Origin of the sequence: Candidatus Arthromitus sp. SFB-turkey, assembly GCF_001655775.1 — a bacterium.
Classification (GTDB): domain Bacteria; phylum Bacillota; class Clostridia; order Clostridiales; family Clostridiaceae; genus Dwaynesavagella; species Dwaynesavagella gallinarum.
The window spans coordinates 53208-67312 of the sequence record NZ_LXFF01000023.1 but is presented as its reverse complement, the minus strand read 5'-3'; the positions used below and the strand labels follow the sequence as shown (position 1 = coordinate 67312).

General features: G+C 26.6%; 17 protein-coding genes and 1 other annotated feature. Of the genes, 1 reads left to right on the top strand and 16 read right to left on the bottom strand.

The genetic code is table 11. The annotated features are described in order from the left end of the window. Window positions 1-36: 36 nt before the first annotated feature. On the bottom strand, window positions 37-249 hold the full coding sequence (locus A6P36_RS08385) for a hypothetical protein (protein WP_242861658.1): 213 nt from the start codon (window positions 247-249) through the stop codon (window positions 37-39). 163 nt (window positions 250-412) lie between these two features. On the opposite strand from A6P36_RS08385, the gene A6P36_RS04525 reads away from it, so the two are divergent. Beyond that, window positions 413-1273: a D-alanyl-D-alanine carboxypeptidase family protein gene (locus A6P36_RS04525; protein WP_066761415.1), complete on the top strand. Its 861-nt coding sequence runs from the start codon at window positions 413-415 to the stop codon at window positions 1271-1273. A 14-nt stretch (window positions 1274-1287) separates the two neighbouring features. On the opposite strand, the gene A6P36_RS04520 is transcribed toward A6P36_RS04525, so the two are convergent. The 15 genes from A6P36_RS04520 to mreC all read right to left on the bottom strand — a co-directional run bounded on the left by A6P36_RS04520 (window position 1288) and on the right by mreC (window position 14099). Further along, complete coding sequence (locus A6P36_RS04520) at window positions 1288-2190, bottom strand: RluA family pseudouridine synthase (RefSeq protein WP_066761499.1); 903 nt, start codon at window positions 2188-2190, stop codon at window positions 1288-1290. A gap of 20 nt (window positions 2191-2210) precedes the next feature. Beyond that, window positions 2211-2795, bottom strand: a complete 585-nt coding sequence (yqeK, locus tag A6P36_RS04515; protein ID WP_066761414.1) for a bis(5'-nucleosyl)-tetraphosphatase (symmetrical) YqeK — start codon at window positions 2793-2795, stop codon at window positions 2211-2213. 3 nt (window positions 2796-2798) lie between these two features. Beyond that, a complete protein-coding gene (nadD, locus tag A6P36_RS04510) occupies window positions 2799-3401 on the bottom strand; it encodes a nicotinate-nucleotide adenylyltransferase (RefSeq protein WP_066761413.1) in 603 nt (200 codons plus the stop codon). Window positions 3402-3437: 36 nt separating this feature from the next. Further along, on the bottom strand, window positions 3438-4733 hold the full coding sequence (obgE, locus tag A6P36_RS04505) for a GTPase ObgE (RefSeq protein WP_066761411.1): 1296 nt from the start codon (window positions 4731-4733) through the stop codon (window positions 3438-3440). A gap of 90 nt (window positions 4734-4823) precedes the next feature. Continuing rightward, window positions 4824-5111: a 50S ribosomal protein L27 gene (rpmA, locus tag A6P36_RS04500; protein ID WP_066761404.1), complete on the bottom strand. Its 288-nt coding sequence runs from the start codon at window positions 5109-5111 to the stop codon at window positions 4824-4826. A 2-nt stretch (window positions 5112-5113) separates the two neighbouring features. Beyond that, entirely contained in the window at window positions 5114-5449 is a 336-nt protein-coding gene (locus A6P36_RS04495) for a ribosomal-processing cysteine protease Prp (protein ID WP_066761402.1), read from the bottom strand. A 2-nt stretch (window positions 5450-5451) separates the two neighbouring features. Then, the gene (gene rplU, locus A6P36_RS04490) at window positions 5452-5766 is read right to left on the bottom strand and encodes a 50S ribosomal protein L21 (RefSeq protein WP_066761400.1); all 315 of its coding nucleotides are present in this window, start codon (window positions 5764-5766) and stop codon (window positions 5452-5454) included. Between the two features lie 13 nt (window positions 5767-5779). Beyond that, window positions 5780-5851 (bottom strand) — a sequence feature (ribosomal protein L21 leader region). Between the two features lie 215 nt (window positions 5852-6066). Continuing rightward, window positions 6067-6924 (bottom strand): hypothetical protein, encoded by an 858-nt coding sequence (locus A6P36_RS04485; protein WP_066761398.1) that lies wholly within the window; start codon window positions 6922-6924, stop codon window positions 6067-6069. A gap of 74 nt (window positions 6925-6998) precedes the next feature. Further along, on the bottom strand, window positions 6999-8117 hold the full coding sequence (gene rodA, locus A6P36_RS04480; RefSeq protein WP_066761396.1) for a rod shape-determining protein RodA: 1119 nt from the start codon (window positions 8115-8117) through the stop codon (window positions 6999-7001). Between the two features lie 13 nt (window positions 8118-8130). Further along, entirely contained in the window at window positions 8131-8397 is a 267-nt protein-coding gene (gene minE, locus A6P36_RS04475) for a cell division topological specificity factor MinE (protein ID WP_066761394.1), read from the bottom strand. Window positions 8398-8422: 25 nt separating this feature from the next. Next, on the bottom strand, window positions 8423-9214 hold the full coding sequence (gene minD / locus A6P36_RS04470) for a septum site-determining protein MinD (protein WP_066761392.1): 792 nt from the start codon (window positions 9212-9214) through the stop codon (window positions 8423-8425). A 78-nt stretch (window positions 9215-9292) separates the two neighbouring features. Next, complete coding sequence (gene minC / locus A6P36_RS04465) at window positions 9293-9919, bottom strand: septum site-determining protein MinC (RefSeq protein ID WP_066761390.1); 627 nt, start codon at window positions 9917-9919, stop codon at window positions 9293-9295. Between the two features lie 17 nt (window positions 9920-9936). After that, on the bottom strand, window positions 9937-12735 hold the full coding sequence (locus A6P36_RS04460; RefSeq protein WP_242861656.1) for a penicillin-binding transpeptidase domain-containing protein: 2799 nt from the start codon (window positions 12733-12735) through the stop codon (window positions 9937-9939). A gap of 21 nt (window positions 12736-12756) precedes the next feature. Further along, window positions 12757-13248, bottom strand: coding sequence for a rod shape-determining protein MreD (gene mreD / locus A6P36_RS04455; protein WP_066761384.1), 492 nt, complete (start codon window positions 13246-13248; stop codon window positions 12757-12759). Between the two features lie 8 nt (window positions 13249-13256). After that, a complete protein-coding gene (gene mreC / locus A6P36_RS04450; protein ID WP_066761383.1) occupies window positions 13257-14099 on the bottom strand; it encodes a rod shape-determining protein MreC in 843 nt (280 codons plus the stop codon). Window positions 14100-14105 lie beyond the last annotated feature (6 nt).

Sequence of the window (14105 nt, the reverse complement as noted above, 5' to 3'; positions counted from 1 at the left end):
CAATACTTCCTTTTTCAAGTTCGTAAACATCTGGATTTAAAACTTCTCTTTAATTTCAACAAATATATTTTCCTGAACATCTTCAATTTTAATCTCATTACTCTCTTCTTCATGAGTAAATTCATTTAATGATAAAATCTGTTTTTCTGTTTCACTTGAAGAAATATTATAAAACAAAAACACTGATAAAAAAATAGTTATTATTGCAATACTCAACAAATATTTTAACAAATTCTCTTTTTTAAACATTACAACTCACCTAAAAATATTTTTTATATTCATTTCATTATTTAACATTTTCTAAACAAAAAAGTTTAAAGTTTTTACACAATACTCAGTGCTTAAAATTAATAATTTAAACAAACAATGTAAATAATAAACAATGCTTTGAAATTTAGACTCGGAGGATTAAATGAAAATTCTATTTAAAATACTAATTATCAGTTTATTTATTAATATATTCTTATTTAAAATATACCCATATTCTTTAAACAATTCAACTCTATCTATTAAAAGTAAATCTGCAATACTTATAACACCTCAAAACTCTGATGTAATATTTGAAAAAAACGCTTACGAAAAATTTTATCCTGCATCAACAACAAAGATTTTAACAGCAATTATAGTTCTTGAAACCTTAGATTTAGATGAAAGAGTAAAAGTTTCAAAAAAAGCATCCAATATTAATGGAACAAAAGTTGGTCTATATGCTGGAGGATTTTACACAGTTGAAGATCTTTTATATGGACTTTTGTTAAATTCTGGAAATGATTGTGCAATAGCACTAGCGGAACATGTTTGTGGAAGTGAAGCAACATTTTCAAAACTTATGAATAGAAAAGCTCATTCTATAGGAGCTCACAATTCAAACTTTGTAAATTCAAGTGGTCTTCATGATGATGATCATTACACTTGTGCATATGATTTAAGCAAAATTTTAGGTTACGCAATCAAAAACAAAAAATTCGTTGAAATCTCAACATCAAAATCTCATAAAATTCTAGGAACAAATGGAGATTTCTTTAATATCTGTAATCAAAATCAACTCTTGCTAAAAAACGGTAAATATTATTATAAACACGCACTGCTTGGAAAAACAGGATTTACAACACCTGCTCAATATACTTTTGCAGCCTCAGCAAGAAATAACAACATAGATTTAATAGCAGTTGCTTTAAAAGCAAAAAGTAAAGACGAATATCTTCAAGATATAATCAATTTGTTTGATTACGGATTTAGCAAAATTAAAAAAATACATATAACCTCAAAATAAAAAAGCAAAATAATCTAAATTTTAAGATTATTTTGCTTTTCTATATAATTTAACATATCATCAGGCATCGGACATTTAAAAGTTAACACTTCTTTTGTATATGGATGATGAAATTTTATCTTATGTGCATGAAGCAATTGTCTTTTAACCTCAGAATTTTCAAATCCATACAAATCATCTCCAACTATAGGATGTCCTAAATAATTCATATGTACTCTTATTTGATGAGTTCTGCCAGTTTCTATTAAAACATTAACTAGATCACTATTTTCATATCGTTCAATAACTTTATAAATGGTCTTAGCATATTGCCCTTCTGTATTATGAACAACTCTTTTAATTGAATCATCTGATGGTCTAAAAATATTTTTCTCTATAACTCCCTCAACCTCTTTAAGATTTCCATGAACAATTGCTAGATACTCCTTCTTAAAAATATTCTCTTGAATAAGTTTGGACAAAAACATATGAGAATATTGATTTTTCGCAACAACCAACATTCCTGAAGTATTCATATCAAGTCTATTTACAAGCCTAACAATAGAATCACTATTATTAACTTTAAAATGATACATAATACCATTTGCAAGAGATATTTCATGGCTTTTACTTGGATGAACAACTATAAATGGAGGTTTATTTATAACAAGTATAAATTCATCTTCATAAATAATATCTAACTCCATAAAAATCGGCTCTATATTTTGAGTTTCATCTTTTCTATTTATTTTTATATTAATCTCATCACCTTTTTTAAGGTAATAGTTCAATTTTACACTAGAACCATTAACCAAAACCCTTCTTTCAATAGATGCCTGTTTAATAAATCTAGAACTTAATCCTTTTTCATACTTTAAATAATCCCTTATTTTAACATCTTTAATATCATGTAAAATTTTATATTTTAAAAAATTCAAGCTTTCAAAAATTCCTTTCATCAACAACAATTATTAAGTTTTCTTAAAATAAAATTTCTTGCCCTTAAAGTATTTTCATGTATAAATCTTCTTTTTGAAACCAACTCATTAATTGTAGAATCATATGCTAAAATTAAAGCCTCATCTAAATTTAGATCTATTATAGCTGCATCTCTTGATTTATGAACTCTATCAAAATCCCTACCCATTTCAAAAAAATCAGCCAAAAAAACAATTTTATCAAGAATAGTCATTTTTTCTACACCTGTAACGTGATTTTTTATAGCATTTAAAACTTCCATGTCATTAATATTAAATTTATCACGTGCAATAATCATAGAAGCAACACCATGATAAATATGAATATTTTCAATTTCTTCACATGTAAGTTTATATCCTTCATTTGAAACCATATCTAAAATTTTATTAGGAGATAAATTTTTTCCAGCATCATGAAAATAACAAGCAAGCTTAACTTTTAAAATATCATCATACCCATGCTTATTAGCTAAAATAATTCCCATATCAACAACCCTTAAAGTATGTTGATATCTAAACTCATTTAAATTTTCTTTCAAATAACTATCTATTTTTTCAAAATCCATAATTTACTCCCTATATAATCCTTTTGAAATTATATATTCATACACACACTTAGGAACTAAATTAGATATATCATCTCCATTAAATATTTTTTCACGAATTTCTGTAGAAGATATATCTATTATTTTATCAAAAAGTAAATATATTTTTCCCTTATAAAGCTCTTCATATCTTTCTTTAATTTTAATTATTCTATCTTTATGAGCTTCTTCTCTCAAATAAACAACAATATTTGAACTTCTAAAAATTCTTTCGATTTTCTGCCATTTATCAAAATTAAGAAAACTATCTGAACCTATTATAAAAAATAATTCAATTCCCTTATATATCCTATCTAAATACTCTAAACTTTCATAAGTATAGGAAATATTATCTTTTTTTAATTCATAATCTTCAATATTCAAAAATTCATAATTTTTTATAGCAATATTAATCATATCAAGACGAATTTTCTCATCCAATACATTTTTGATATTTTTGTGTGGTGGTATTTTATTAGGCATAAACAAAATTTTATCTAGAGAAAATTTATCATAAATTTTTAAAGCTATATTTATATGTCCATTATGAATTGGATTAAATGTTCCTCCAAAAATTCCAAACTTCAAAGTTAAACACCTTCAATTAAATTTTTTAAGATTATTTTATCCCATAAACTCAAATTCAAACTCATTTAATTTTACTAGATCTCCATCTTTAACCCCAATTTTTTTCAATTCATCAATTACACCTTTATTTTTCAAAACTTTATGAAAATATCTAAGGGAAGTAAAATTATAAATATTAACAGAATTCAAAAGCCTTTCCACAAAACTTCCTGTAACTAAATAATATTCTTCTCCAAAATCATCAGTTTCTTTTGAGATTTCATAAGTAAATCTTTTTGGTTCAAACACATACATATCTTCATCACTAAAATCTAAAATAGTTTTAGGCGTATTATCCACAATTTCTTTCACCTTACTTAATAACTCTAAAACTCCTTCACCTGTAACTGCTGAAATTTCAAATATATTTTCATATCCTAAAGAATTTATATTAGATTTTAATCTTTTTAATCTTTCTTTATCTCCTCCAAACACTATATCACTTTTATTAAGTGCTACAATCTGAGGACGACTGCTTAAAACAGAATTATACTGCTTCAATTCATTATTAATCAATTTAAAATCCTCAAAAGAATCTCTTCCATCAATTTCTGAAGCGTCTAATATATGTACAAGAACCCTTGTCCTTTCAATATGTTTTAAAAATTCAAGTCCAAGACCAATTCCCTTAGAAGCACCCTCAATAATTCCTGGTATATCTGCTATAACAAATCCTTTTATACCCTTATAATCAACAACACCTAAATTAGGATGTAATGTAGTAAAATGATAATTTGCAATTTTAGGCTTAGCATTGGTAACTTTTGAAATTAATGTAGATTTCCCTACATTAGGAAAACCAATAAGACCTACATCTGCAATTAATTTTAATTCTAAAATTAATTCCATTTCATCATGAGGCATACCTGGTTCTGCAAAATCTGGAGATTGCCTAGTTGGAGTACAAAACTTACAATTTCCCTTTCCTCCTTTTCCTCCTTTCAATAACAAAAATCTTTGATTCTTATCAGATAGATCAGCAATAATTTTTCCACTTTCAGCATGACGAATTATAGTACCTTCTGGAACCTTTATAACAACATCTTTTCCATCTTTTCCATAACATTTACACGTGCCACCATTTTCACCGTTTTCTGCAATAAATTTTCTATTATATTTAAAATCGATTAACGTATTTATGTTGTTATCAACTTCAAATAATACATCTCCTCCATTTCCTCCATCACCACCATCCGGCCCACCTAATGGAACATATTTTTCACGCCTAAAAGAAACACATCCATCTCCTCCCTTTCCAGAACGCACATAAATTTTTGCCACATCTACAAACATAAATTCACCTTCCATCAGAATATTTTTATAAAAAATTAGGATGATTAACATAAAAATTAACCACCCTGTCTTTTAAAATATTAAATAAAACTAAATACTCACTTCAACTGGATAAACACTAGCTCTCTTTTTGTTTTTACCGAATGTTTCAAATCTAACAACACCATCAACTTTTGCAAAAAGAGTATGATCTTTACCTAGACCAACATTAGTACCTGGATGAATTTTGGTACCTCTTTGTCTCATCAATATGTTACCAGCTAAAACAAATTGACCATCTGATCTTTTAACCCCAAGTCTTTTAGAATGACTTTCTCTACCATTCTTGGAGCTACCAACACCTTTTTTAGATGCAAACAATTGAATATTAATTCTCATCCTTATTGCTCCTCCTCAATTCTCATTTTAATATATTTTCCATAATCTAAAATCAAACTATCAATAGTATACTTAAAAGTATTTAATAATATTTGTGCTTTACTCATATTACCTTTATCATAACGAGAAATGTCTATAAAAACAGAAGCATTTTTATCATCTATACGATAATAAAAATCTTTACATATAACTTCCTCTAACCCAATAACAACACCTTGAGTAATAGTAGAAACCGCAGCACAAACAATATCTCTACCTAATATATCATAACCTGAATGACCACATACTTCTAATTTAATAAAATTATCATTTTTACGAACTAATCGTATATTAATCAAAATTAAGCCTCTATCTTTTCAATCTTTACCTTTGTATAAGGCTGTCTATGTCCATTTTTTCTTCTATAATCTTTCTTTGGCTTATATTTAAAAACTATTATTTTTTTACCTTTAACTTGAGCAACAACACTTGCTTTAACCTTAGCTCCATCTACAAAAGGTTTTCCAAATTTAACATTTGAACCTTCACCAAAAACAGCTAAAACATTGTTAAACTCATATGAATCATTAGCATTCAAATCCAATTTTTCTATGTATATAATGTCCCCTTCTTTTACTTTATACTGTTTTCCACCAGTTTCTATAATAGCATACATAAAAAACCTCCTCAATAAAAATAAGACTCGCCCCAATAGGTGAACCATTATCTTAAATACCTATAAAGTGCGGTTACTTGAGAGATTGTAACATATTTCATGAAAAAATGCAAATATAAACATATTTATATTGTAAATTTTAAAATTTTATATTATAATTGTCATCGTATTTGCACAAATATATTGCAGGAGATATTAAATGAAACTTCAGGTTGCATTATTTTCATTTTGGATAATATTCATTTTATTTATCGGTCTTGTATTAAATTAAAAAAATAGATTGGGAAAATATTTCCCAATCTATTTTAAATTTTTTTCATAATACTTCCTAATCGTAATATTTCCAAATTTCTTATAACATTCCAATACATTAAATTCGTTCATCATTCCTATAATTTTAAGTTCACCATCTAAAAAACAAAATACTGAGAATCTACTAAACTTATATAATCTAATTAGATCTAATAATTCAGTATCATAAGTCACTGAAATTAAAACAGTCTTAAGATACTTTTCTTTCAAAAACAAATATTTTTTATAATCAATTTTACTAACTACAAAAGTACTTATAAATAACCTATACTCTTTATATGTACTTACAATTACAAAAATAAACACTACTACATAAGTAATATTAATAAATGAAAATTTTAAAAATAAACTCATAATAAATATCAATATAATAATTGCTAAAAATACACTTACAAAAATACTTATAAACACTGCAGTATTTAATCTAAACTTTCTAAATAATATATTTTTAAGAATAATAGCACCATCTAAAGGAAATACCGGAATCAAATTTACAAATCCAATTACAAAATTAACAATTATAAATTTATCAAAAATCTCCACAGTAAATATATTTTTAATAACCAAAAATAAAATACCAATCAATATATTAGATAAACTTCCTACAAAATATACAATAAGTTCCCTATTAATACATTTTTTTTCTCTTAAATATATTTCAAAACCTAAAAATGAAACTTTAAAATTTACTATACTTACACCACTAATTTTCAAAAATACAATATGTGCTAATTCGTGTATACAAATAGCCAAAACTGAAAATAAAACATACTCGATATTCTTTATAAAAATAACACAATATAAAATAATTAAAATGAATTTTAATATTCTATAATCACTATACAAAAATACACCTATAAAATTTAATTAATTATTTTATAAATATATTTCCCGAATTAACTTTATATAACTAATAAAAACTAAACACTAAATGCAATAGGATCTTTACGCATATTAATATTTAAAACCATAGCAATACCAATCATATTACTTAATATTGAACTTCCTCCATAACTTATAAAAGGAAGATTAATACCAGTAACAGGTAACAATCCTATAGTCATTCCAATATTTTGAAAAACCGAATATAATATGTAAAATATCATTCCAACACAAAATAATTCTCCAAAAACATCTTTAGAATTTCTAGCTACCTTAATCATTCTTAAAATTATAATTAAAAATATAACTAATAATACTATAGCACCTACGAATCCCCAATACTCTCCAATAATTGAAAATATAAAATCATTTTGTGGTTCAGGCACGAACTGAGATACATAACTATCTTGATTATTACCCGAAAGAATATTATGCTTACCCCAAATTCCTCCAGACCCTACCCCAATCTTAGACTGTAACACTTGAAGTCCATTTCCTAAAGAATCTGCTGACGGATTAAGAAAAGAAATTATTCTACTTTTCCAATACTGAGGTAAAATATCTGTATCCCAAATTAATAACACAGAAAAAATAGAAAGTAAAAAACCTCCCAAAAAAAATTTAATATTTAATCCAGCCACAAATAAAATACCCATACTCATTATAAAACAAACCAAGGTCATTCCCATATCGGGTTGAATAACAATAGCTATAACAGGTACAATTATATAATACATTAATTTAAAAATCATATTTTTTTCATTTATCTTACCCTCATTCTCATCTATAACCTTAGCTAACATTAAAATCAAAGAAATTTTCATAAACTCAGAAGGTTGTAAAGTAAAACTACCTATTTGAATCCATCCATTCGCACCATTTACTTTTTCACTAAATATCTTTGTAAATATAAGTAATATAACATTCGAATAATACAACAAAGATATAAATGGCTTTATATTGGAATAATCTATAAACAAAATTATACATAAAATAATTAATGACACTATAACAAACAACAATTGTCTTCTTGCAGAATTAGAATTAGTTGCATTAAATATGTTGATAACTCCATATAAAGCTAAAACAATTACACTAAATAATATAACAAAATCAATTCGCCTAACCTGACGAATTTTTAACAAAATATATTTCAATAAACTCTCACCTTTATTTATTACAATTTTGATAAAAAGGAACCGTTAGCACTAACCTCGAAGATTTCCCCTCAACATCAAATTCTCCACCATTGTACAAATTAATTGAAACACTATTAACATCAATATTTACATACTTAACAATTATTGTTAGAATTTCATTTTTAATAATATCTAAAACATAAGGTGTTATACCGTCCCTATCATTAATAATTATAAACTTAAGTCTATCTCTAGCTATTTCTTTAGGTAAAGGTCTACTATAAAGAAATTTTAACATTATGACACACCTCCCAAAACCTTTACTATCTTTTAAAAATATTAACTAAAGACTTAAAAAATCCATTTTCATCTCCTAAATTCATAAATGGAACTTCTTCACCCATTATTCTTCTAGCAATATTAATATAAGCACTACCTGCTTTAGACTTATTAGACAGAACTACAGGTTCACCCTTATTCGTAGATATAGTTATACCCTTATCATCAGGTACAACTCCCAAAAGTTTTATTGATAACGTCTCCATTATATCATCAACATCTAACATATCACCTTTTTTAGTCATTGAATAATTAAGCTTATTTATTATTAATTGATGCCTATCAAGACCTTTGGCATCTAATTTCCCTATAACTCTATCCGCATCCCTAACAGATGTTATTTCAGGATTAACTACAACTATTGCTCTATCAGCACCTATAATTGCATTTTCAAATCCTTGTTCAATACCTGCAGGACAATCTATCAAAACATAATCAAAATCTTGTTTAAGCTCATTTATTAATTTTTGCATCTGCTTAGTAGTAATATCATTTTTATCTCTAGTCTGAGCCGTAGGAAGAAGATATAAATTATTAAACCTCTTATCCTTTATAATAGCTTGCTTAAGTTTACATTTACCTTCAATAACATCTAATAGAGTATAAACTATCCTATTTTCTAACCCCATCAAAACGTCTAAATTTCTTAACCCCGTATCTCCATCAACGACTATAACACTTTTATCAAAAGAAGCAAGTGCAGTTCCTATATTAGCAGTTGTAGTAGTTTTACCTACTCCACCTTTTCCTGATGTTATAACTATTGATTCACTCATAGTATACCCCCTACAAATACCACTATTATTAAAATATAACTTTAATAAAATTTAATGATTAAGAATTGGAAATTTTTACTAATATACATATTTATTTATACTATATGGTTCCACTTCAATGCAACCATTTTTTAATTTTGCAACTTCTGGATATCCTTCAGGTGAAGTAGCTACAGTATCACTTATTTGTAAAATTTCAGGATACAATCTAAATGCAGCAATAACAGTTTGCCTATTCCCACTAAACCCAGCATGAACTCTTCCTTTCAACTCACCTAAAACAATAACATTCCCAGTTGCTATAACTTCTGCTCCACTATTTATATCTCCAATTACAACGACATTACCATTAAAAAAAACTTTTTGTCCACTTCTTATTGTTTTATATATAAACTTAGTTTTCCCTTCATCTATACCACTAAAATAAGAACTATTTTCCAAACAATAATTATTTTTATCTTCTAAAACTAAATTTTTTACCTGTATATCATCTTCAAAAAACCTTTTTATATCATTTAATATGTCATTATCTATTTTATTAAAATCTATAATCAATTTGATGGATGACTCCCTAAAAAATCTGAGATTTCCTTTCATTTTATCAATTAACTCTACAGCTAATTTATCATAAGTATATCTATCATCATCAAATATTATTTCTAATCCATCCTTACCACCTTTAATCTTCACTCCATTACTACCCATAAATTTCCTCCTAAAAATTAATCCATCAAAGTATAAGTATAAGGAAACATTGGAACATATTTAGGATAATCCTTCTGTAACCTTTCTTTAAAATAAGCTTCAAATATAGCTCTTGCTACATACGCACCAAAATAACCATGTCCACCATCATATAAAACAACACATACAGCTATTTCTGGATTTTCTACCGGAGCAAATCCTACAAAAACACCATAAGCAGCCCTACCTACTTTTTCTTGCATCCCATCTTCTTTAAACGTTGCAGTCCCTGTTTTGCCTCCAGTCTCTATAGGAAAATAGTTACCATTTGTAAATACATTAGCAGTACTACCAGTCCTATTAACTCTCCTCATACCTTCTATCACTGCATCTACATTCTCTTGCTTCAAATAAACTTTTTCCAAAATTTCAGGATTATATTCTTTTACTAAATTATTATCAACATCAACTATTTTATCAACCAAATTTAATTTATATCTAATTCCTCCATTAACAAGCGTTGCAATATAACTCACAAGCTGTACTGGAGTAAATAAACTTATCCCTTGACCTATAGAAGCATTTATAACGTTTCCAGGTGTATAAATCTCAGTTCTTAAAGAATACAAAATATAATCAGTGATAGCATTTGTCATATTATCAATATCACTTTGCTCATAATTCATACCAAATTCTTTTGCATAATATCCCACTAATTGAATAAACAACTCTTTAAGATTTGTACTTAAGTAATTAACTTTTTCATTTAATATTTCTTGTTCTATATCTAATGGCAAATCTTCACTTAATATTTTCTTTACTAAGTCTTTAATTTCCTTCTTTAATTTTGACAATTTTTCTCCATCACTATTTTTTTTAGATATATCAATAGGTTTAAATTTATACTTTCCGAATTCTCCTCTATTCAAAATATCAACAATATTATACGATGATAATGCTACAATATTTGATTTCATACTTTGCGAATTAAATACTTGACCTGTTGTCTCTATCAACTCTATTCCTGTTGTTGAAATATATTTAGTACTATTAGGTGGCCTACCAAGCCCAAATTTCCAAGCCCAATTAGCTAAAACATCCAAACCTTCAAGATTTGAATTTTTACTATTATACATCCTATTACCAACTTCATAGAAAAAATGATTATTAGACGTTCTTAACGCATCTTTAACATCAATACTACCCAAACTATAATCTATAAGATTTCTCCATTGATTATTATAAGCTTCAAATATAACGTTATCTTTAATTAACTCGTCTGGTTTAATCACTCCTTCTTCTAAAGCTGCTATAGCAGTTAACGGTTTAAAAGTAGATCCAGGAGGTATCAATCCTTGTGTAGCATAATTAAAAAAAACTTTAGGGTATATATCATTAGGATCATCTCTTAAACTATTCATATTATCTTTATCTGATAATGGAAATAATGTATCAACATCTATATCTAAATTACGTTCTTTAATATAATTTTCTCCAAATTCTTTTAAATTCGTCGCAAAATACTTTTCTCTAGTTTCTTCAGTCATATTATCTTCTGAAACAAAGACATTAGGATCATAATTTGGCAATGACACCAATGATAAAATATTACCATTATTAACATCCATAACAACTGCTGCTCCTCGAGTTGCATTACTTGTATCGAGTCCTGAACCATGGTTATTTCCTGTTTTTTGCAAACCCAACATTACATCAGATAAAGCTCTTTCTGCTACTTTTTGCAAATCTTTATCTATCGTCAGATAAAGATTATCACCTGGCCTTGACTCCTTTTCAAATATTTCTTGTTTTTTAACCCCATTATTATCAACTTTTATAACATTACCTCCATGATTTCCCCTCAAATTGGATTCAAACACAGATTCCACTCCTGCTCTACCTATAACATCATAAGCAATATTATAACCTTCTTGTTGATACCTTTCCTTTTGATTATCGTCAATAGGTCCTATATAACCTATAATATTTGAAGCAAATTCACCTTCTGGATAATATCTGATAGACTTCTGTGATACATTTATTCCCTGCAACATATTTTGTTTTTGCATTATTTCAAATGCAGTTTCCTTTTTCAAATCAGTAGCCAAAATAACTGGATTAAATTCAGAAAAACTATTCATTTTTATACTATCCTTTATAAACATATACTTTCTAATATACTCGTCTGTATACTCACTAGTCAAGCTATCATATATTTCTTTACCTGTACTATTAGAATCCAATGTACTTTCATCTAAAAGTTTATATAAATCATACTCCTTAATTAAATCATAAAATACTTCCTCAACACTTATATCTAAAATATAATTTTCTAATTCTCTCTTTTGTGTATCCGTAAGTTCTTTAACTGACGGAAAATACTTCTTTTTTAATTTTTCATAGTAACCTCTATCCGTTTTAAATCTTAACTCCCTACTTTTTTTATCTGATTCATTTAATCCACCAAATTCAAATCTAAATGGATTAACCTTAAGTTCAAAATTATCATACAATTCTTCATCATATCTTTCTAAAATATCTAAAACCTCTGATATAACTTTAAAAAAACTTTTACTATTATTCCTATACGAATACTCCAAAATATAACTTTCAACATTTGTGGCTAAAACTTCTCCATCTTTATCCAAAATTTCACCTCTAGGAGCAAGTATCGGTATTTGGCGTTGCGAATAATAATTAGAAAGTTTTAAATTCTCTTCAAAATCTCTAACCTGTAATTTAAATAATCTCATCAAGATAATAAAAAAAAGTACAAACATAGATATAATAATAACTAAATATCTATAATCAGTACTCTTTCTTTGCTTAGTACCCATTATGTTACCTCCATTTACCAACTAAAATTCCAAGGTTTTTCTAAACAACTTACTTTTAAACATACTGTTGAAAATTGGATACATAAACAATAACACTACAAATGTATATACAAATTCATACAACAATTTAACTATATATATATTTACACCAAAAGCAATATTCATATATATAATCACCAAAAAACTTTTCAATAATGACGCACTAGCAACCAAAAAAATAGATAAAATATATTTATTTTTATTATACTTAACTGATAAATAATGCACTATAAATCCTATAACTAAATTCAAAAATATATTTACTCCAAATCCATTATAAAAAAATATATCTTGTAAAAATCCTACAAACAATGCAAAGAAAGTAATACCATACTTTTCATTATTCAAAGAATATATAAAAAAATACAAAGATACAATACTAGGATACCAATCATTAAAATCAAAAAATATCGCAAACGATGTGTCTAACACTAAAAAAACAAACGTAATAAAAGATAAAACTAACACTTTCATAATTAAAATTAATATTCTACCTCATCAATACTGTTTGGTAATATAACAAACAACTCACTTACAAACTCAAAATCAACATGTGATTTTATAAAAAGACTTTTACTTAAATTACGTTTATCACTTTCCACTGACATCACCTCTCCAATGGGTATACTAGAAGGATAAACACCCCCTAACCCTGAAGTTACAATAATATCACCAACTAAAACTTCTTCATCAATAGGTAAATATTCCATTTTTAAATTATAATCACTACTTCCGCCTTCATAACCTCTAATTATTCCCTGATTACCATTTGTTCTCTGTACAATTCCGCTAACAGCAATATTACCATTAATTATAGGTGAAACTAAGCTCCAATTGTCTGATACTGATGTAACCATACCAAAAAGTCCACCATTAGCAATAACTACCATTCCATTTTTTAATCCATTATTTATACCTACATCTATTATGTACTCATTGGTATACGCCCCATTTTTACCAATAATATTAGCTCCTACAAATTTATAATCATCAAGCCTGTTTTTAAAATTCAAAATTTCTCTCAATCTATGATTTTCTACCTTCAACTGTTCATATGAATTAATCCTAGCTTTTAATTCACCATTTTCTTTACTTAATAATTCAATTTTATTGACTAACCCTGAATATTTTACAATTCCTTGATAAGTATCTGATACAACCTTAGATACTGTATAAACCATCCTTTGCACTGGACTTAAAGTATCTCCAACAATACCTTCTAATTTAGATTTACTATCTCTATTAGAAGAAAATAAAATAAGAACTACCATGATTACAACTAATAACGATATAACTATATTTATCTTATTTTTTAAAAATTTCATTTAAAT